This window comes from Paenibacillus sp. J22P143, from assembly GCF_059692035.1.
Genome location: NZ_JCAUAQ010000006.1, coordinates 188,495 through 208,768, shown reverse-complemented (window position 1 = coordinate 208,768; position 20,274 = coordinate 188,495). Strand labels below are relative to the sequence as shown.

The 20,274-nt window shown below is 42.2% G+C and carries 22 protein-coding genes; all 22 read left to right on the top strand.

Going from position 1 to position 20,274, the window contains the following annotated elements; genetic code table 11:
* Positions 1 to 39 precede the first annotated feature (39 nt).
* The 22 genes from sucD to AC58PQ_RS13120 all read left to right on the top strand — a co-directional run bounded on the left by sucD (position 40) and on the right by AC58PQ_RS13120 (position 20,239).
* Positions 40 to 972, top strand: a complete 933-nt coding sequence (sucD, locus tag AC58PQ_RS13225) for a succinate--CoA ligase subunit alpha (RefSeq protein ID WP_497242386.1) — start codon at positions 40 to 42, stop codon at positions 970 to 972.
* Between the two features lie 114 nt (positions 973 to 1,086).
* The gene (gene dprA, locus AC58PQ_RS13220) at positions 1,087 to 2,178 is read left to right on the top strand and encodes a DNA-processing protein DprA (protein ID WP_497242385.1); all 1,092 of its coding nucleotides are present in this window, start codon (positions 1,087 to 1,089) and stop codon (positions 2,176 to 2,178) included.
* A gap of 71 nt (positions 2,179 to 2,249) precedes the next feature.
* Positions 2,250 to 4,355, top strand: a complete 2,106-nt coding sequence (gene topA / locus AC58PQ_RS13215) for a type I DNA topoisomerase (RefSeq protein ID WP_497242384.1) — start codon at positions 2,250 to 2,252, stop codon at positions 4,353 to 4,355.
* A 12-nt stretch (positions 4,356 to 4,367) separates the two neighbouring features.
* Complete coding sequence (trmFO, locus tag AC58PQ_RS13210; RefSeq protein WP_497242383.1) at positions 4,368 to 5,684, top strand: FADH(2)-oxidizing methylenetetrahydrofolate--tRNA-(uracil(54)-C(5))-methyltransferase TrmFO; 1,317 nt, start codon at positions 4,368 to 4,370, stop codon at positions 5,682 to 5,684.
* Between the two features lie 202 nt (positions 5,685 to 5,886).
* On the top strand, positions 5,887 to 6,441 hold the full coding sequence (gene hslV, locus AC58PQ_RS13205) for an ATP-dependent protease subunit HslV (RefSeq protein WP_497242382.1): 555 nt from the start codon (positions 5,887 to 5,889) through the stop codon (positions 6,439 to 6,441).
* A gap of 87 nt (positions 6,442 to 6,528) precedes the next feature.
* Complete coding sequence (gene hslU / locus AC58PQ_RS13200) at positions 6,529 to 7,926, top strand: ATP-dependent protease ATPase subunit HslU (protein WP_497242381.1); 1,398 nt, start codon at positions 6,529 to 6,531, stop codon at positions 7,924 to 7,926.
* A gap of 36 nt (positions 7,927 to 7,962) precedes the next feature.
* Positions 7,963 to 8,748 carry a GTP-sensing pleiotropic transcriptional regulator CodY gene (gene codY / locus AC58PQ_RS13195; RefSeq protein ID WP_497242380.1) on the top strand — a complete coding sequence of 262 codons (786 nt, stop codon included), beginning with the start codon at positions 7,963 to 7,965 and terminating at the stop codon, positions 8,746 to 8,748.
* 226 nt (positions 8,749 to 8,974) lie between these two features.
* Positions 8,975 to 9,382, top strand: coding sequence for a flagellar basal body rod protein FlgB (gene flgB, locus AC58PQ_RS13190; protein ID WP_497242379.1), 408 nt, complete (start codon positions 8,975 to 8,977; stop codon positions 9,380 to 9,382).
* Positions 9,383 to 9,388: 6 nt separating this feature from the next.
* Positions 9,389 to 9,838, top strand: coding sequence for a flagellar basal body rod protein FlgC (gene flgC / locus AC58PQ_RS13185; RefSeq protein WP_497242378.1), 450 nt, complete (start codon positions 9,389 to 9,391; stop codon positions 9,836 to 9,838).
* Positions 9,839 to 9,849: 11 nt separating this feature from the next.
* Positions 9,850 to 10,158, top strand: coding sequence for a flagellar hook-basal body complex protein FliE (gene fliE / locus AC58PQ_RS13180; protein WP_497242377.1), 309 nt, complete (start codon positions 9,850 to 9,852; stop codon positions 10,156 to 10,158).
* A 41-nt stretch (positions 10,159 to 10,199) separates the two neighbouring features.
* The gene (gene fliF / locus AC58PQ_RS13175) at positions 10,200 to 11,774 is read left to right on the top strand and encodes a flagellar basal-body MS-ring/collar protein FliF (protein ID WP_497242376.1); all 1,575 of its coding nucleotides are present in this window, start codon (positions 10,200 to 10,202) and stop codon (positions 11,772 to 11,774) included.
* A gap of 12 nt (positions 11,775 to 11,786) precedes the next feature.
* Entirely contained in the window at positions 11,787 to 12,803 is a 1,017-nt protein-coding gene (gene fliG / locus AC58PQ_RS13170; protein ID WP_171635799.1) for a flagellar motor switch protein FliG, read from the top strand.
* A complete protein-coding gene (locus AC58PQ_RS13165) occupies positions 12,796 to 13,620 on the top strand; it encodes a FliH/SctL family protein (protein ID WP_497242375.1) in 825 nt (274 codons plus the stop codon). Before fliG ends, AC58PQ_RS13165 begins: the two co-directional genes overlap by 8 nt.
* On the top strand, positions 13,620 to 14,948 hold the full coding sequence (gene fliI, locus AC58PQ_RS13160) for a flagellar protein export ATPase FliI (protein WP_497242374.1): 1,329 nt from the start codon (positions 13,620 to 13,622) through the stop codon (positions 14,946 to 14,948). Before AC58PQ_RS13165 ends, fliI begins: the two co-directional genes overlap by 1 nt.
* A 9-nt stretch (positions 14,949 to 14,957) precedes the next feature.
* Positions 14,958 to 15,401 carry a flagellar export protein FliJ gene (gene fliJ / locus AC58PQ_RS13155; protein WP_497242373.1) on the top strand — a complete coding sequence of 148 codons (444 nt, stop codon included), beginning with the start codon at positions 14,958 to 14,960 and terminating at the stop codon, positions 15,399 to 15,401.
* 22 nt (positions 15,402 to 15,423) lie between these two features.
* Positions 15,424 to 16,341 (top strand): MotE family protein, encoded by a 918-nt coding sequence (locus AC58PQ_RS13150; RefSeq protein ID WP_497242372.1) that lies wholly within the window; start codon positions 15,424 to 15,426, stop codon positions 16,339 to 16,341.
* A gap of 33 nt (positions 16,342 to 16,374) precedes the next feature.
* Entirely contained in the window at positions 16,375 to 17,688 is a 1,314-nt protein-coding gene (locus tag AC58PQ_RS13145; protein WP_497242371.1) for a flagellar hook-length control protein FliK, read from the top strand.
* A 36-nt stretch (positions 17,689 to 17,724) separates the two neighbouring features.
* Complete coding sequence (locus tag AC58PQ_RS13140) at positions 17,725 to 18,168, top strand: flagellar hook capping FlgD N-terminal domain-containing protein (RefSeq protein WP_497242370.1); 444 nt, start codon at positions 17,725 to 17,727, stop codon at positions 18,166 to 18,168.
* Positions 18,165 to 18,551 carry a TIGR02530 family flagellar biosynthesis protein gene (locus tag AC58PQ_RS13135; protein WP_497242369.1) on the top strand — a complete coding sequence of 129 codons (387 nt, stop codon included), beginning with the start codon at positions 18,165 to 18,167 and terminating at the stop codon, positions 18,549 to 18,551. Before AC58PQ_RS13140 ends, AC58PQ_RS13135 begins: the two co-directional genes overlap by 4 nt.
* A 97-nt stretch (positions 18,552 to 18,648) precedes the next feature.
* On the top strand, positions 18,649 to 19,470 hold the full coding sequence (gene flgG / locus AC58PQ_RS13130) for a flagellar basal body rod protein FlgG (RefSeq protein WP_497242368.1): 822 nt from the start codon (positions 18,649 to 18,651) through the stop codon (positions 19,468 to 19,470).
* A gap of 61 nt (positions 19,471 to 19,531) precedes the next feature.
* Positions 19,532 to 19,753 carry a flagellar FlbD family protein gene (locus AC58PQ_RS13125; protein ID WP_497242367.1) on the top strand — a complete coding sequence of 74 codons (222 nt, stop codon included), beginning with the start codon at positions 19,532 to 19,534 and terminating at the stop codon, positions 19,751 to 19,753.
* Complete coding sequence (locus AC58PQ_RS13120; RefSeq protein WP_497242366.1) at positions 19,754 to 20,239, top strand: flagellar basal body-associated FliL family protein; 486 nt, start codon at positions 19,754 to 19,756, stop codon at positions 20,237 to 20,239.
* Positions 20,240 to 20,274: the final 35 nt, after the last annotated feature.

Genomic DNA, 20,274 nt, shown 5'->3' with positions numbered 1-20,274 from the left:
GCGGTTTGAAAAATAGATAAGGGATGTGAACAATCGATCATGAGTATTTTGGTCAATAAACATACAAAAGTCATTACTCAAGGGATTACCGGCGCTACGGGTTTGTTTCATACCAAAGGCGGTCTGGACTACGGCACGCAAATGGTGGGTGGCGTAACTCCTGGTAAAGGCGGTACTACCGTAGATATCACTTTGGAAAATGGTGAGCTTGTTAAGCTGCCTGTTTTCAATACAGTTGTAGAAGCTAAAAATGTAACTGGTGCTACAGCATCCGTTATTTATGTACCACCTGCTTTCGCAGCAGAATCCATCATCGAAGCGATTGAAGCTGAGCTTGAATTGGTTATCTGTATCACAGAAGGTATTCCTGTTCTTGACATGGTACGCGTTAAGCGTTACCTGGAAGGAAAAAATACCGTTCTGATCGGACCAAATTGTCCAGGTGTTATTACACCAGGCGAGTGCAAAATCGGTATTATGCCAGGTTACATCCATACACCAGGTCACGTAGGTGTTGTTTCGCGTTCCGGAACATTAACTTACGAGGCTGTTCACCAATTGACAACGCGTGGAATCGGACAATCCTCTGCAGTTGGTATCGGTGGAGACCCAGTTAAAGGATCCGAATTTATCGATATCCTTAAACGTTTTAACGAAGATCCAGATACGTACGCGGTTATCATGATCGGTGAAATCGGCGGAACGGCTGAAGAAGAAGCAGCGGAGTGGGTTGCGGCAAACATGACGAAACCTGTAGTTGGCTTCATCGGCGGTAAAACAGCGCCTCCAGGCAAACGTATGGGCCATGCTGGTGCCATTATTTCCGGTGGTAAAGGAACAGCAGCTGAGAAAGTTGCAACTATGGAAAGATGCGGTATTCGCGTAGCGGCTACACCATCCGAAATGGGTTCAACACTTGTTAGTGTACTTGAAGAAATAGGTATGCTAGATAAAGTCATCACGGTAAAATAAGCTTCGTTTCACGAAGGTAAGCAACCTTCCATTTCCCTTTTTTGGGATTTGGGAGGTTTTTTTATTTTTATCCAATGCATAGATTTGTCATTCATGGAAGGAGTGTATATACTAATGGATAATCGCAACTGTTTAATTGGTTTACATGAGCTTGAGGGGGTAGGGTGGAAAACGATTCACCAGCTCTTAAGTCGTTTCCCTGAACCTAGCGTATTATTAGCGTTATCGGCAGCAGAAATCGCTTCTTGTGGGATTCGTGCTTCGATAGCAGAACTAATTTCGACACGACTGACACCTGCTTTTATTGAACAAAAGCTACGTGTATATAGAAGTCAAGCGATTCAGATTGTAACTCGTTTCGACGAGGGGTATCCTGCTATTCTAAAGGAAATTGCGCAGCCTCCTTGGGTGTTATATGTGAAAGGCGATCCTTCGTTTCTAAAGGGTCACTTACTTGGTATGGTAGGTACGCGAACGCCAACGCTTTACGGGAAGAAAATCGCCGAAGAGTGGGCAGCTTCACTTTCGAGGGCAGGATTTGGGATTGTAAGCGGGCTAGCAAGAGGAATCGATAGCAAAGCTCATATAGGTGCCCTGCAAGGGAAGTCGAAGACAGTGGCTGTGCTTGGATGTGCGATCAATATGATATATCCGCGAGAGAATGCGCTATTATATCGCAACATTGAGCAGGAAGGTGTCATTATTTCGGAATATCCGATTGGCACTCGTATGCACCCTGGTATGTTTCCGCAGAGGAATCGTATTATAGCTGGATTATCTCTGGGTGTTACTGTAGTGGAAGCGGCTGAGGATAGTGGATCACTGATCACTGTTGCGTTTGCCGTAGATGCCTCGCGCGATGTCTTCGCTGTTCCAGGACCCATTAATTCTCGACAAAGCAGCGGTGTTCACAAGCTGCTGAAAGATGGCGCGAAATTAGTCACCAGTGCCCAGGAGATTGTCGAAGATTATAAACACATGATAAATCTGGATGAATTAAATGTTGCAATTAAGTCAGAACCGACTTTCATTCTATCCGAGGATGAAGTCGAAATTGTTCGAAAGTTGTCAGATACACCGATCTCAATTGACACTTTATTAGAAGACAGTCAATTTACGTTTGGACATTTGCATGCAGTTCTGTTATCTTTACTATTGAAAAAGGCGATTAAACAGCTTCCGGGTTCAACATACATTCGAGCATAGGCTAATCACGAAGTTTTGCTTCTCGCCAAGTAAACTTTACCTTGAAACCAAGAGGGGAGGAAGGACGAACCATGGCAGATTCGTTAGTCATTGTTGAGTCACCAGCAAAAGCCAAGACCATCGGCAAATATTTAGGCAGTAAATTCATCGTAAAAGCTTCGATGGGTCATATTCGCGACCTTCCGAAAAGCCAAATTGGCGTAGAAGTCGATAATAACTTTGAGCCTAAATACATAACGATACGTGGAAAAGGTTCTATCCTTAAAGAACTCAAAGACGCAAGTAAAAAAGTGAAAAAAATATATCTGGCGGCGGATCCGGATCGTGAAGGTGAAGCGATCGCCTGGCATTTAGCACACTATTTGTCTGTTGGTCCTGATGAGCTATGTCGTGTTGTCTTTAATGAAATTACGAAGGAAGCCGTTAAGGATGCTTTTAAGACGCCTCGGCGAATCAATCAAGATTTAGTGAATGCCCAGCAGGCGCGTCGGATTTTGGATCGTCTTGTCGGTTACAAAATTAGTCCTTTACTTTGGAAAAAGGTGAAAAAAGGGCTATCAGCAGGCCGTGTACAATCCGTGGCTGTTAAATTAATCCAAGATCGCGAAAACGAAATTAAAGCGTTTGAACCAGAAGAGTACTGGTCTATTACGGCAGTTCTTGATGCGGGCAAAACCGTATTTGAAGCCAAGTATCATAGCCACAATGGTGAGAAAAAAGAGCTGCATTCACAAGAAGATGTCGATTTGATTCTTGCTGCAATGGGTAACGATGCGTTTATTGTGAAAGAAGTGAAAGAGAAAGAACGTCAGCGTAATCCTTCCCCTCCTTTTATTACAAGCTCCATGCAACAGGAAGCAGCGCGAAAGCTTAATTTCCGTGCATCCAAAACTATGTCTGTGGCGCAGCAATTATATGAAGGTATCGATTTAGGTAAAGAAGGTACCGTCGGTTTAATTACGTATATGCGTACGGATTCTACGCGGATTTCTCCTATTGCCCAAGAAGAAGCCAAAGAATTTATTATGACCAAATACGGCCCAACCTTCTATCCTGAGACGCCTCGTCAGTATCTTAAGAAAAATGCGAATGCCCAAGATGCGCATGAAGGGATCAGACCGACTTCTGTACTTCGTGAACCAGATCAAATGAAGGAATTCTTGAGTAAAGATCAGTTCCGATTGTACAAGCTGATTTGGGATCGATTTATTGCGAGTCAAATGGCATCTGCTATTCTGGATACCATGACGATCGATCTGCATGCGGGAGAAACGATTTTTAGAGCAAATGGCTCTAAAATGAAGTTTGCTGGATTTATGAAGGTGTATGTTGAAAGTAATGATGACGGCACGACAGAAGAGGATAAGTTACTGCCACCGCTGTCAAAGGGCGATTCGTTGTCAAAACAAAGCGTAGAACCGAAGCAGCACTTTACGCAACCGCCTCCAAGATATACAGAAGCACGTTTAGTACGTGCGCTTGAGGAAATGGGTATTGGGCGGCCAAGTACTTACGCACCTACACTAGAAACGATTCAGAAGCGTGGCTATGTGGCAATCGAAGAAAAGAAATTCGTGCCAACGGAGCTAGGCGAACTCGTCATCCAATTAATGCAAGAGTTCTTCCCGGAAATTCTGGACATCGAGTTTACGGCTCATATGGAAGAAGAGCTAGACTTTGTTGAGGAGGGGAAAGAGGATTGGGTCAGAGTACTGGATACCTTCTACACTTCCTTTGAAAAGCGCTTAGAGTTTGCTGAAGAGGAAATGAAAGAAATTGAAATCCAGGATGAAGTTTCGGATGAGATTTGTGAGAAGTGTGGGAAGCACCTTGTCTATAAAATGGGACGCTTCGGTAAATTCCTAGCTTGCTCAGGTTTCCCTGACTGCCGGAATACGAAACCAATCATTAAGGATATAGGAGTCACATGCCCAACATGCCACTCTGGTAAGATTGTTGAACGAAGAAGTAAAAAGGGGCGAGTTTTTTACGGGTGCGATCAGTATCCAACCTGTGATTTCGTTTCTTGGGATAAACCTGTTAATAAGCCGTGTCCAGCTTGCAGTTCAATGATGATTGAGAAGCGAAGCAAAAATGGCGTAACGATACAATGTACACAATGTGATCATAAGGAAGAAATTGAAGATTCCGATCACACAGATGATATGAAAGATTAGAGGTGTCTGATTTTGCCGGAAAATCAAAGAGTAACAGTCATCGGAGCAGGATTGGCAGGCAGTGAAGCCGCGTGGCAAATTGCCCGTCAAGGCGTGCCTGTTACTTTATATGAAATGCGTAACAAACGAAAAACACCTGCACACATAACAGATCAGTTCGCTGAACTCGTATGCAGTAACTCTCTGCGTTCCAATGGTCTCACGAATGCCGTCGGTGTGTTAAAAGAAGAGATGAGACGTATGGACTCACTCATTCTAGCTTGTGCTGACGAGCATGCCGTACCTGCAGGTGGAGCATTAGCGGTTGACCGCGATGGTTTCTCTCAAGCAGTGACCAATACGTTGCGCAATCACCCATTAATTGAGGTTCGCAATGAAGAGCTTCAAACGCTTCCTGAGGGGATCACGGTGGTAGCAACAGGGCCGCTGACATCGCCAGATTTAGCTGCAGAGCTCAAAGCATTAATGGGTGAAGAGTATTTATACTTCTATGATGCTGCAGCACCGATTGTAGAGAAGGATTCAATCGATATGAATAAGGTATATTTGGCTTCTCGTTATGATAAAGGAGAGGCTGCATACCTGAACTGTCCAATGACAGAAGAAGAGTTTAATGTATTCTATGAGGCTCTAATTACAGCTGAAGTTGCAGAATTAAAGGAATTCGAGAAAGAAATCTATTTTGAAGGCTGTATGCCTTTAGAAGTTATGGCTAAACGCGGTAAACAAACGGTTTTATTCGGACCTATGAAGCCAGTAGGCTTAATTAACCCGCATACGGGTAAAATGCCACATGCTGTCGTGCAGCTTCGTCAAGATAATGCGGCTGGTACCTTATATAACCTGGTTGGATTCCAAACGCATTTGAAATGGGGAGAGCAAAAGCGCGTGCTTCAGCTTATCCCTGGTCTTGAGCAAGCGGAGTTCGTCCGTTACGGCGTTATGCATCGCAACACATTTATTAACTCACCTAAGCTACTTGAGCCGACTTATCAATACAAACGTCGTGAGAATCTATTCTTTGCGGGACAAATGACGGGTGTAGAAGGGTATGTAGAATCTGCTGCTTCAGGATTGATTGCGGGGCTTAATGCAGGTCGTATGGCGAAAGGTCAAGATTGCGTGATCTTGCCAGCTGAAACGACTTTAGGGAGTATGGCACAGTACATTACAACAGCAGACTTTAAACATTTCCAACCGATGAATGCAAACTTTGGACTTCTTCCTTCACTGCCAGAGCGTATTCGTAATAAAAAAGAAAAATACGAAAAGCTAGCTAACCGTGCATTAGAGAGTATTCAGAATTTTGTGAAAACAGCTGTTGAATAAGTTGTAATGAGTTGATTCACTGTGTTACTATAAATTAATGTTTTATTGCATTTTTCGTTCGTTTGATCATACATTTACCTCTAGATGCGGTCTTCTCACCATACAGGACCTCGCTAGAGGTTTCTCTCATTTTTGCGACCCGTGCCACACGCACTGTGAGATCTCTTTCGTGGATAAGATTCTTATTGAGGGGTGAATCGAAATGGAATCCAATCAAGCAACATTTCATGCGACGACGATATTTGCGATCCGTCATCAAGGCAAGGGAGCTATCGCTGGCGACGGTCAAGTGACATTTGGTAATAGTATGATCATGAAAAGCACAGCCAAAAAAGTACGGCGTTTACATAGAGGGAAAGTAATAGCTGGTTTCGCCGGATCCGTTGCTGATGCGATAACACTCTTTGAGAAGTTTGAAGGGAAGCTGGAAGAGCACCATGGCAACCTTCAGCGGGCTGCAGTTGAGCTAACCAAGGATTGGCGTCAAGATCGTGTGCTCCGCAGACTGGAAGCTATGATGATTGTTATGGATGCCTCTGGACTTCTGCTGCTCTCAGGTAATGGGGAAGTCATTGAACCGGATGATGGCATTTTGGCGATCGGATCTGGCGGGAGCTTCGCGCTTGCGGCGGGTAGAGCATTACATCGACATGCCCCTCAGCTAAGTGCGAAGGAAATTGCTCACGCGGCGTTGACGACAGCTGCTGAAATATGTGTGTTTACCAACCATAATATTATTGTTGAAGAGATTGAATAGACTAGAACGTATGTTCCTGTATGGAATCACGCACACGCTCTCAATTGATCAATTGGCTTTAGCCTAAATTTAAGGAGGGTACTACATATGGCAAACAACTCCCTTACACCTAAACAAATTGTCCATGAACTAGACCGATACATTGTGGGACAGAAAAAAGCAAAGAAATCCGTTGCGATCGCTTTGCGAAATCGATACCGGAGAAATCTTGTCGATGAAAGCATGAGAGATGAAATTGTGCCGAAAAACATTCTCATGATTGGACCTACAGGAGTTGGGAAAACGGAAATTGCGCGTAGACTTGCGAAGCTGGTCGGCGCACCTTTTATTAAAGTAGAAGCTACCAAATTCACAGAAGTGGGCTATGTTGGCCGTGATGTGGAATCGATGGTACGCGACTTGGTTGAGACAGCCGTGCGCATGGTCAAAGCAGAACGTATGGAGAAGGTTAAGGATCGTGCTGAGAAGCTTGCTAATGAGCGATTGGTATCTTTGCTTGCACCGAGTCCAACTCGTGCCAAAACACAACGTAACCCGCTTGAGATGCTGTTTGGCGGGCAAAACAAAGAAGAGCAAGAAGATACGACGCCTGATCCCAATCTGGCTTCTAAAAGAGCTCAAGTCGCCGAACAATTATCCAATGGTAAATTAGAGAACGATCACGTTGAAATAGAGGTAGAAGACACGGCGCCTTCTATGCTTGATATGCTTGGTGGTCAAGGTAATGAACAAGCCGGCATGAATATGCAAGAAATGTTAGGCAGTCTCATCCCGAAAAAGACGAAAAAACGGAAATTGCAAGTCAAAGAAGCAAGAAAAGTTCTGACGCAAGAAGAAGCGCAGAAATTAATTGATATGGATGATGTTATCCAGGAATCAATTAATCGTGCAGAGCAAAGCGGCATAATATTTATTGATGAAATTGATAAAATTGCAAGCAGCCGCGGCGGCGGCAGCGGACCAGATATTTCGCGAGAGGGTGTACAGCGAGATATTTTACCTATTGTCGAGGGTTCCACGGTAGTAACTAAATATGGCCCTGTTAAAACAGACTATGTGTTATTCATAGGGGCTGGGGCGTTCCATATTGCAAAGCCATCTGATCTCATTCCAGAGCTGCAAGGCAGATTCCCTATCCGTGTTGAACTTAGTGATTTAACATTAGAGGATTTTGTATCTATACTAACAGAGCCCAAGAATGCCTTGACCAAACAATACACAGCTTTATTACAAACAGAAGGTATAACTGTTGAGTTTGCAGAAGAAGCTATTCATGAAATTGCTCGAATTGCAGTTGAAGTAAACCAACAAACCGAAAATATCGGAGCTCGTCGTTTACATACGATTTTAGAAAAATTGCTGGAAGATTTGTCTTTTGAAGCACCAGAAATCACATTAGAGTCCATTGTGATCAATCCAGCTTATGTACGCGAGAAGCTAAGCAGTATTGTTCAGAATCGAGATTTAAGTCAATATATCTTATAAGATACATGCAGGTTGCAGTTAGTAGGAGGCAGTTACATGAGTTTATTAAACAAAACGAGAAGGCTCAATCGGTTGCTCCAAAAAGAAGCGGGCAATGCGGTTAGCTTTATGGATATGGCAGAAGTACTAAGGGATGTTGTAATCGCTAATATTTATGTGGTCAGCCGTAAAGGTAAGATTTTAGGCTATGCGGTTACGAATGATCCGGTATCTCCAGAAATGAATCAAACGATTCTAATTGAGCGCAGGTTCCCAATTGAATCTAATAATTTATTGCTAAAAATTGAGGAGACATCATCAACATCGGAGCCGGATAGCCCGTATTTTTATTACACGGATCAGATGAAAGATATGTTTCCATCTACACATACTACCTTAGTACCAATTATTGGTGGTGGGGATCGTTTGGGAACTTTAATTTTAAGTCGTAGTGAAGGGCTCTTTATCGATGATGATTTAGTTCTAGCTGAATATGGTTCGACAGTAATTGCGATGGAAATATTAAGAGAACGCGCGGAAGAAATTGAAGAGGAAGCTCGTAGCAAAGCAGTTGTTCAAGTCGCAATTGGCTCTTTATCTTTCAGTGAGATGGAAGCTGTCGAACATATTTTCGAGGAGTTGGATGGCAAAGAAGGGTTGCTGGTGGCCAGTAAAATTGCTGATCGTGTGGGTATAACGCGTTCAGTTATTGTAAATGCCCTACGTAAACTGGAAAGTGCTGGCGTTATTGAGACGCGATCACTAGGTATGAAAGGCACTTATATCCGTATTTTAAATGAACAATTAATGCAAAGTATTGAGCAAATGAAGTCAAAATTGTAAATATAAACTATGAAGTCCTATCTGGTAAAAAGATAGGGCTTTTTTCTTATTGTAACTTAACCTAATATCTTAGATGATAAAGAGAATAAGTCAAAGCTTTACATTATTCTACATATAGATCTATTTTTTATCGGGAATTGAGAAATATGTCGAAACAAGAAGGAATCAATTCTCCCAATGTGGAAGTAGTAACGTGAATATTATTTAGAGTGAAGGGGAATCGTTTATGTCTTTTTTAGACAAGCCTAATTGGAATATGATGGAGCGATCGCTGGATGCATCGACGCTAAGACAGAAGGTGGTAGCGAATAACATTGCCAATGTGGATACTCCTAACTTTAAACGTTCCGATGTTGCATTCGAAGAGCTTTTACAAGGACAAATGAATGCGAAGACACCATCAATAGATGGCTATAGAACAGACCCAAGGCATTTTGTGATTGGTAAATCCAATAAACTGCCAAATTCTGAGGTTCATACAGACAATTCGACAGCAATAAACAGTAACTTGAATAATGTGGATATAGACTACGAAATGTCATTAATGGCCAAAAACCAGCTTAAATACAATGCAATGATTCAACAGATGAACAGCGATTTCAAAAAAATGCACACAGTCATAGGGGGCAAATAATAAACGATGAGACTTACAAATGGATTTGACATCAGTTCATCTGCGTTAACTGCGCAACGACTGCGTATGGATGTTGTTTCATCTAATATTGCCAATGCGGACACCACGAGAGCAAAATTTGTTGACGGCAAATGGATGCCTTATACAAGAAAATTAGTCTCATTCGAAACGAAATCTCAACCAAGCTTTGCACAATCCCTAAATTCAGCAATGGCTGATGGAACTGGCGAGGGTGTGCGAGTAAACAAAATATTTGAAGATAAGTCTCCGCTAAAGCAAGTCTATAATCCTTCGCATCCAGATGCTGATTCGAATGGATTTGTCTACATGCCGAATGTTGATATTACCAAAGAAATGGTCGATATGATTTCAGCGACGAGATCATATGAAGCCAATGTGACGGCATTAAGTGCAACTAAATCGATGATTACTAAAGCATTGGAAATTGGTAGATAGGAGGTTTCGGGATGATTGACAAAATTAATTACAGTCCAATAAATATAAAGAGTTCCATTGGGCCGAAGGATAACGCGTCTGAGGGTGCAGATGACCTTGGGAAGAAATTTGGTTCATTTCTGAATGATGCAATGACGAATTTAAATGCGCAGCAAAAGCAAGTCGATCAGTTGAACGAAAGCTTCATTAAAGGGGAACTTTCCGATGTTCATCAATTGACAATTGCCTCTGAGAAAGCTTCTTTAGGACTTGAACTAACTGTTCAAGTTAGAAATAAAGTCATAGAGGCGTACCAAGAAATCATGAGAATGCAGCTGTAAGTATAGAGATGCTGCTAAATTTGGGTCAATGAGGTGACAGAGTGAACGAGAACCTGCTCCAGTACTGGGAAAAGGTGAAGCAATACTGGAATCGTTATAATCGAACGACGAAAATTATTTTTATAGCAACCGTTTTCTTATTGATTTTAACAGCTGCAATTATAAGTGTTAATTTGTCAAAGACAGATTATTCATTGGCGTATACAGAACTTCAGCCAACTGATGCTGCAAATATTAAATCATATCTGGACACAGCGAAAATCCCTTACCATTTGAGTACAGACGGCAAAAGTATAGAAGTACCGACAACGGAAGTCGCTAATGTAAAGCTTGCTGTAGAGTCACAAGGGTTGAATAAGAACGGATCACTAGGCTTTGAAGTGTTTAGCGGTAGCAGTTCATTCGGGATCACGGATAATGAATTTAAAGTAAAATATTTGAGCGCCATTCAAGGTGAGTTACAACAGTTAATTAATTTGAACCAAGCGATTTCAAGTTCCAAGGTTAACATATCTCTTCCAGAAGAAGGTCCTTTCTTACAGCAACAGGCAGAGAAGGCAACTGCATCTGTTGTTTTGCAACTCAAGCAGGGTTATTCATTGGACCAACCCAAAGTGGATACGATATACAATCTAGTCTCACATAGTATAAAGAATCTTCCAATTGAGAATATCACCATTTCGGATACAAATTTAAATTCTTATAAGTTTAGTGGTGAATCTTCAAACACACAGTTGGATAATACGGATATTAATACACAGTTCCGAAATGATTTGCAGAAGAATATCAACTCCATGCTTGGCACGATGTTTGGACGAGATAAAGTTAGTGTCAGCGTGTTTACAACAATGAATTTTGATCAGAAGAAAACAAAGGAGCAGCTTGTCCGAGCACCTAATGTAGCTGATCAAAAAGGGATAGAAATCTCTTTACAGGAAGCAAATGAGTCCTATCAAAATAAAGGGACAGATACAGGCGGTGTCCCTGGTACAGGCGAAACGGATGTTCCCGGTTATCCAGGAGCATCAAACTCTGGGAATTCTAGCTCAGAGAAAAACAGTAAAACTGTCAATTACGAAGTGGATCGTATTACGAATGATATCATTTCAACGCCTTATGTAGTGAAGGATGTAAGCATTAATGTCGGCATCGAGCCTCCAGTAAGAGATGATCCGAACTCACTAACGGCTGAAACGAAAACAGCCATTCAGAATGCGCTCGTGAATATTGTTAGAACAGCACTTGCTGATAATAAAACTACGTATTCAGACGATGAATTACAGAAAAAAGTTACCGTATTTGCACATTCTTTTGCTAGACCTTCGGATGCGAATGCAGCTACGACATCTACGTACTTGACTTATGGCGCATTAGCACTAGCGGCACTAGCCATTGGAGCATTTATCGGTATGGCAATTAGAAGACGCAAGAAAGCAGCTGCGCAACAACTAATTGATCAGGAAATGAACATTGCGTCCCAAAAAGCAGAGCTTCCTACAATTGATATCGAAAATGTAACGAATGACAATCAAGTGCGTAAGCAGCTCGAAACGCTTGCGAGAAAGCGGCCAGAAGAATTCGTCAACCTGCTGCGCACTTGGTTAGTAGATGAATAGAGGTGCACCTGTATGGCCAGAGCCGCTTTACAAGGGTTGACCGGACGACAAAAGGCAGCTATTCTTTTGATCAGTTTAGGCCCTGAGGTTTCTGCACAAATTTTCAAACATTTACGCGAAGAAGAAATTGAACAATTAACACTTGAGATCGCGAATGTGCGGAAAGTAGATACGCTGGAAAAGGATTCGATTTTAGCAGAATTCCATCAAATCTGCCTGGCACAAGAATTTATATCACAAGGTGGTATTGCCTACGCCAAAGATATTTTGGAGAAAGCGCTTGGTTCTCAAAAAGCGCTTGATATTATTAATCGTTTGACTGCCACACTTCAAGTAAGACCGTTTGACTTTGCTAGAAAAGCAGATCCAGCGCAAATTCTCAATTTCATTCAAAATGAGAACTCTCAGACGATAGCTCTCGTGTTGTCCTATCTGCAAGCGGAGCAAGCATCCATCATTTTGTCATCACTCCCACAGGAGAAACAAGCTGATGTTGCAAAGCGCATTGCACTTATGGATAGTACATCGCCTGAGGTTATTTCGCAGGTAGAACGTGTGCTTGAGCAAAAGCTTTCCTCAACAGTTACACAGGATTATACAAATGCTGGTGGTATTGCATCCATCGTTCAAATTTTGAATGGCGTTGACCGTGGTACGGAACGTACGATTCTCGATTCATTAGAAATCCAAGATCCAGAACTTGCCGAAGAAATCAAAAAACGGATGTTTGTATTCGAGGATATTGTCAATATCGACAATCGTTCCATTCAACGTATTATTCGTGACATTGAAAATGCTGATTTACAACTTGCGCTCAAAGTTGCTAGTGAAGAGGTCCGCGATGTGTTGTTCAAAAACATGTCCAAACGTATGGCTGATACCTTCAAGGAAGAAATGGAATTTATGGGACCTGTTCGTTTACGCGATGTAGAAGAAGCTCAAACCCGTATCGTTGCAACCATTCGTCGTTTAGAAGAGTCGGGTGAAATCATCATCGCACGTGGTGGAGGAGATGATATTATTGTCTAATGTCATTAAATCATTCGCATATTATCCCATTGATGATAAAAAGATCGTAGAAGTGATTTCACCTCTTTCTGAGGTAATTTCTGACCTGCAAACCGACGATGATGGTTTGACTCAGGAGATGAAGAATGAGATCAATGAAGCAACAACTTTGAAGAATCAGATCATTGAGGATGCCGAAGCTTTTGCCAGTGCACAAATCGATCAGGCCATGCAAGAGTGCGCGACAATCCGCCAGCAAACGGAATCAGATATTGCGGGATGGTGGGAAAGTAGACGAGTTGAGGATGAAGAACTAGTCAACCTTTCTAAGCAAGCTGGATTCGAAGAAGGCTATCAACAAGGTGTTGCTCAAGCGGAAGATGCATTGAGAAAAGAATATAGTGAAATGCTTGCCGAAGCTAGCTCTATTTTAGAACAATCATACAAATTAAAGCAGCAAATCATACAAGAATCGGAGCCTTTTCTAATTGACTTAAGCACTTCCATCGCTGAAAAAATCATTCTACGCCAATTATCTTTGGAGCCAGAATGGGTGATAGAGCTTATTCAAAAAGTGCTCGCACGTAGACGAGAAAAGGGGATTATCACTCTTTGTGTGGCTCCATCTCAATTTGCGTATATCCAAGATGCGAGAGAAGAATTGATCACTTCGATTGATTCGCAGGCCGAGCTCGAAATTATACCTGACTCCTCAGTTCAAGATCAAGGATGTGTGATTCGGTCTTCATACGGAAGTATTGATGCCAGAATTGATACGCAGCTGAAAGAAATCAAGTCAGCATTACAGCAATTGGCCATACAAAGTGAGGAATCATAATGACAAGGGCATCCATACCGAAGGCGGATAAATACAAGGAAGTTTTGCAAACGATTGATCCGATCAGGGTAAACGGTAAAGTAACGCAAGTAATTGGACTTACCGTGGAATCCGAGGGCCCGGATGTCAGTATTGGTGATCTTTGTTATATCTATCCGCATAAATCAAATAAGCCGTTAAAAGCTGAAGTGGTTGGTTTCCGTAGCAATAAAGTTATTCTGATGCCACTAGGCAACCTCGACGCAATTGGACCTGGTTGTGATGTTGTAGGCACAGGTAAGCCGTTAACAGTCCAGGTTGGACATGAGTTATTGGGCAAGGTTCTGGATGGGCTGGGTCAGCCATTAGATGGTTCGTATCTACCTTCTAGAATGGCGCAGTACTCAACAAATAATTCACCGAGTAATCCGTTGACACGTCCGCGAGTTCTCAACCCGATTTCGGTTGGTGTACGTTGTATTGATGGATTATTGACAATAGGTAAAGGTCAGCGTGTTGGTATTTTTGCAGGCTCCGGTGTTGGGAAAAGTACATTAATGGGTATGATTGCCCGCAATACTTCGGCTGATGTCAATGTCATTGCACTCATTGGAGAGCGTGGCAGGGAGGTATTGGATTTCATCGAGCGTGATTTGGGACCGGAGGGATTGGCGAGATCAGTTGTCATTGTGGCAACATCTGACCAACCTGCGTTAATTCGGATTAAAGGCGCTATGATAGCGACGAGTATTGCTGAGTATTTTAGAGATCGCGGCTTAAATGTCATGATGATGATGGATTCCGTCACGCGGTTTGCTATGGCACAACGTGAGGTTGGACTAGCTGTAGGTGAACCACCGGCTACGCGGGGATACACTCCTTCTGTATTTGCTATGCTGCCAAGGCTTTTGGAGCGCTCAGGTACGGGAGCTAAAGGCTCAATTACTGCATTTTACACTGTGCTTGTCGACGGTGATGATATGAATGAGCCCATTGCTGATGCTGTCAGGGGAATCTTGGATGGTCATATCGTCCTTAATCGTAGTATTGCGAATAAAGGTCATTACCCTGCGATTGATGTTTTATCCAGTGTAAGTCGAGTAATGAAAGAAATTGTTCCTTCAGAACATATGGAAGCTGCGGATCAACTTAAGCGACTTCTCTCTATATATAAAGATTCGGAAGATCTTATTAATATTGGGGCGTACCAAAAAGGATCTAACCCAAATATTGATGTTGCGATGGATAACATCGAGGCCATTTGGAATTTTACGAAACAAAAAACGAGTGAAAAGCTAACCTATGAAGAAGCTCAAGAACGATTAATCCAAGAATTTTATAAGGGATGAGGGTCCTAGATGAGTTTTCGCTATTCTTTCCAGCAAATTGTCGATTTGAAAAACAATGAACGAACACAAGCAGAGTGGATTTTATCTGAGGCAATGGGTCAGTTACGGAATGAAGAAACGAACTTGCACGGATTGTTTGAGCAGAAGGAAAACTTACACAATGAAATGGTTCAAGCATCAAGCCATTCCGTGACCATATCGAACATGCTTATGATGCAAAGCTATATGAATCATGTGGACAGTCAAATTGCTCGTAAGCACCAAGATGTTAAGCATGCTCGGCATGTCGTAACAGAAAAACAAGAGCATTTATCAGTGAAAATGATAGATGAAAAAGTTTGGACGAAGGCAAGAGAGAAGGCACATAACCAATTTCAAGTCATGATTGCGAAAAAAGAGCAGGATGCGCTTGATGAAATGGCAACGAATCGATTCAAGCGAGTTTCGTATTAAGTGAAAAAGGAGGGACGAAGAGATGGCCGATACAAACGTAGAGGGTGCATCTTATAGTGCACTGGAGCGATTTTTGATATGGTTTGTCATCCCCTTTGTGTTTACGGCGGTTCTACTCTTCGTGCTGCTTTCGATTTTTGATTATGATATCAAAAGTAGTATTCAAAAAGCACTGCACAATACGCCTGTCATTGGAATAATAGTTCCAGCGCCAAAAGAAACTGCTCCCGTGGCAGCTGAGGGGAAGGCAACTTCTCCCGAACAAAGCGTAAAACTTAAAGAGGATGAAATTGCGAAGCTGAATGCCCGAGTAACTGAACTAACAACAGCATTGCAAAAGGCAGACTCGACGACAGAGACTAAAGATCACTCTTTAAAGGAAGCAGTAGCGAAAGTTGCTGAACTTGAGGAGAAGCTAAAAGATAAGACACAATCGGAAGAAGAGTACACGAATCAAATTACTCAGCTTGCCAATATGTACGCAAAAATGACCCCTAGTAAAGTTGCGCCTATCATGGAGGCATTGACTCCGAATGAAATGGTCCTTGTTTTATCTATGATGAAGGCAGATAACAGAGGAGCTATTCTTGAAAAAATGGACGCTGCCAAGGCAGCTGCTGCATCCATGGGGTTAAAAGATATCGTGCCTGTTCGAGATAAAGAAATTGCTGCATTGCAAGAGAGATTAGCAACAAATAACACGAAGGATGCCAAAGCTGCGACAAGTACAGTAAGTTCTTCGGATCTTGGTCAAACTTTTGCAAATATGACACCAAAGAGTGCATCAAATGTTTTGCTGGAGATGAATAAAACAAATCCCACAAAAGTATTAACGATTTTAAGTGGAATGGATAATGCTTCTCGTTCTAAGGTTATGTCAGCACTCTCAGATGCCAATAAGGAAATCGCAGCATCCATTACAGCCAAGCTGGTTCAATAACATGTGCTGATTCTATGAAGGGGGGGTGAAAAAATGGACGTACAAATGACTAAAGTACCTGTAACGCAAACAGGAACAGCGAATTCAACTGCTGCTGGTAAAGGGACTTCCAAAGGAAATGCTGCAACGGGAACCTTCTCTGCTCTTCTCTCAGACCAAACTGCTCAGGAGAATGCGCCTAGTGTTGATGGACATCCTTCTGAGACTGAGCTTTCCATGAACATGATGCTGCAAATGCTGCAAAGCTTAGTTATGCCTGTTCAACCATCGGTGGATCAAGAAACTAAAGTCAGTTCGGATGATCATACACTTCCAGATTTACTATTAGAAGCGATGAATAGCAATTCCGCACTAGCTGACAAATTATTACAAGATGCGCAAGTGAAAAAGTGGTTTGAAAACGCTGAGGACATGTTGGCTGCTTTAGATAACACGCAAAGCACCAATACACTTGGAATGATAGCTTCTTGGCAACAGCCAGCAATGGAATCTTTGAGTTTGAAAGCGCAGAATACGTTGTTAACGCTATCAGCTTTATCTAAGCAGCAACCAGGCAATCCGATTCTAAACTACTTAAATACAGAACTTACGAATACGATTCAGCCGTTACTGCCAGACATAAATAAAAGCGAGATGGAACAATCGGTTGAAGGCAACCTTTCTGCTAACCTACATACGATTCAACCCAAGCAAGAGAAATTTGCAATTAAGCATATCCCGGTTTCTGTTATTGAACAAACTAGCTCGACTGAATCTCCTGCTCTAACGCTTGTTGATCTACCAATTGAAGCTAGTATAACAACGAACACGACTGTAACGATTGGTGATTTGCAAAAATCACAGCAGGTATCGATTGCGGCTGATAAAGCGCCACTGCCAGTTCTGTCAGCGGCTAATTTCACAGAAGAGATGACTTCGTTTGTCTTGAAAAATATGAAGATTACGATGTCAGAGGGCTTCTCAGAGGCTAAACTTTCTTTGTTTCCAAAGAATCTAGGTCACGTAGATGTGAAAATTTCGATGCACGATGGTCAACTCTTCGCACAGTTCGCAGCGGATTCCTTAGCAGGCAAGCAAATGCTTGAAAGTCAGCTTCCGCAATTACGTCATGCTTTACTTACACAAGGTTTACAAGTTGAGAAGCTAGAAGTTACTCTAAGTTCAAATATGTCATCTAGCATGTTCCAAGAACAGCGTCAGCCTCAAACCTTTAATCAATCACAACGTCAACCAAAAAATCGATCGAATGAGATCGATATGGATGCGCTTGATTTTAAAGAAGACATGGACCAATTGGCACAAAATCGGAATAATGCTAATGGTAATTCCTTCGATGTAACTGCTTAAACTGAAATCTAAAATGACCTAGTTGGAGGTGAAAGTATGGCAACAAGCCCAATTGTAGGTAATGTTTCTGATCTGATCAATACTGGGGCTAACGCGAAAGTGAAGGACAAGGAGAGCACAACCTTAGGTAAAAATGATTTCCTGAAAATCTTGATCACGCAGCTACAGAATCAAGATCCGACGCAGCCTTTGCAAGACAAAGAGTTTATTGCGCAAATGGCCCAATTTACTTCCGTAGAGCAATTGACGAATATGGCTAGCGAAATGAAGCTCATGAGGCAGTCACTTGGCTTTGTGTCAGGCTTAATCGGTAAGTCGATCTCTTGGGCAGGCGTAGATGCCTCAGGTGTTACGACAGACATGTCTGGCGTAGTAGATTCGATAACCTTTAAAGATGGTAATCAATTTGCCAGTGTCAATGGCGTGGAAGTTTCACTTGATAAGCTAAAGAAAATTGAGAATGTTGGAGAATCACAATGACAGAGAGAATATCCATAGGTCAACTTTATCCTAGTGCGGTTTCTCCTGGTACATCTAGACGATCACCTTCCCAACAACAGGTTCCGCCTACCGGAAATCCTACTTTCCAGAAGATTTTTCAAGAGCAATTCGTTCGGTTTAGTCATCACGCCGAGGTAAGACTCAAAGAACGTGGGATTCAACTTAAACCTGAGCAAATTGAGAAAATGAACAAAGCCATTGATAAAGCAGCGTCCAAAGGTGCTAAAGATGCGCTACTGATTTTAGCGGGAAATGGGTATATCGTTAATGTACCGAACCGAACCGTTGTGACTGCGCTTGATGGACAAGCCATGAATGAGCATGTGTTTACTCAGATCGATAGTGCAATGATAATTTCATAGGTATTTAGGGCTCGACCGTTCAGGAAGCCTGGAGTTGTGGAACGAATGAAGCAACTCATATTTTTACTATTCACATCCGATTTAGGAGGCCTATTTCATGTTAAGATCCTTATACTCAGGCGTTTCAGGTATGCGTGGTTTTCAAACGAAGTTAGATGTTATTGGTAATAACATTGCTAACGTAAATACCATCGGTTTTAAAGGTGGCCGTGTTATGTTTAAGGATATCCTTAGTCAAACAGTTTCAGGCGTGAGTGCAGCAGATGAGAACCGCGGTGGTGTGAATGCACAACAAGTTGGTTTGGGTGTAAGTTTGGCTGCAATTGATACGATCCACACAGCAGGCAGCGCGATGACAACGAATGTTGTTACAGATTTGCGTGTGAATGGGGATGGATTCTTCGCAGTTGGAACAGCTGAGCAAGTAGATGCTCCATATTTGACAAGAGCGGGTAACTTTACGGTGGATGCTAATCGAAATCTTGTTAATTCAGATGGGCTTCATGTCATGGGCGCAGAGGGTGCTGGTCCTATTGTTATTCCTGAGGATATCGTTTCTTTCTCAATCGCTCAAAATGGTGACATTATTGGTGTTAATGCTGATGGTGAAACGATTAATACAGGACAAAAAATTGGTGTTGTGAAAGTTACCAACCCAGCTGGCCTTGAAAAGATCGGTGGAAACTTGTATCAAATGACAGCAAATGCGAATCCAGAAGGAGAGATTGAAGTTGGAGCCGCTGGTAATCCGGAAACAGGAACTGGCACACTTATTTCAGGTCAACTGGAAATGTCTAATGTAGATTTAACCGGTGAGTTCACGGAAATGATTATCGCACAACGTGGTTTCCAAGCGAATTCTCGGATTATTACAACATCAGATGAAGTGCTTCAAGAGGTCGTTAATCTTAAGCATTAATGAGTAGTTGAATGAATAGAGGGGAGCCCTGCTCCCCTTACCCTGATTCAGGAGGAGAAAGATGATCTCTCTCACTCGTTTAAATGGCAGACCGCTTATTATTAATGCAATTCTGATTGAACTGATCGAAGAAACTCCGGATACGATGATTACATTGACGACAGGCAAGAAAATCACAGTTCTCGAAAAGGCAGAGGTTGTGGTAAGCTTAGTGCGGACCTACATGCAAGAAATTGGTTCCGTACGAGCGACAATTCAGTCCAGGGATACGGAGGGTTCGTAAGTGTTTAAGAACAAAATTTTCATTCTAATTGTTTCAATACTTATTGCAATCACACTCATTCTCACTGCAGCGTTTGTGTTGTGGAATTTCATGGAGAAGAACAATGAATCCAAGGATCCTGCTGTACAGGCTCAGGATGCTGTTGCAAGTGTGAAACCGACGAAAGCGCCATCAGCAGAAACGGTTAAGGCGAACACTTCCATCATCAAAGATATTTTAACCAATTTATCGGGCAGTCAGAATTTCATTAAAATTAGCTTCGCGTTTGAAATGGAAAATTCAAAGGCTAAGGCTGAATTTGATAGTTTGCTTGATTCTGCTGTTAAAGGAACTATTGTCCAGATTTTGGGTGATATGACGAAGGAACAAATCGAAGGAAGCAAAGGTTCAGATAGTTTAACTTCCACAATAATGAACAAACTAAACCCACTGCTGCATGAAGGTAAAATCAAACAAATTTGGATAACTGATAAAGTACTGCAGTAACTCGTCAATGATTTTGCTTAAAGGAGGTGACTCGA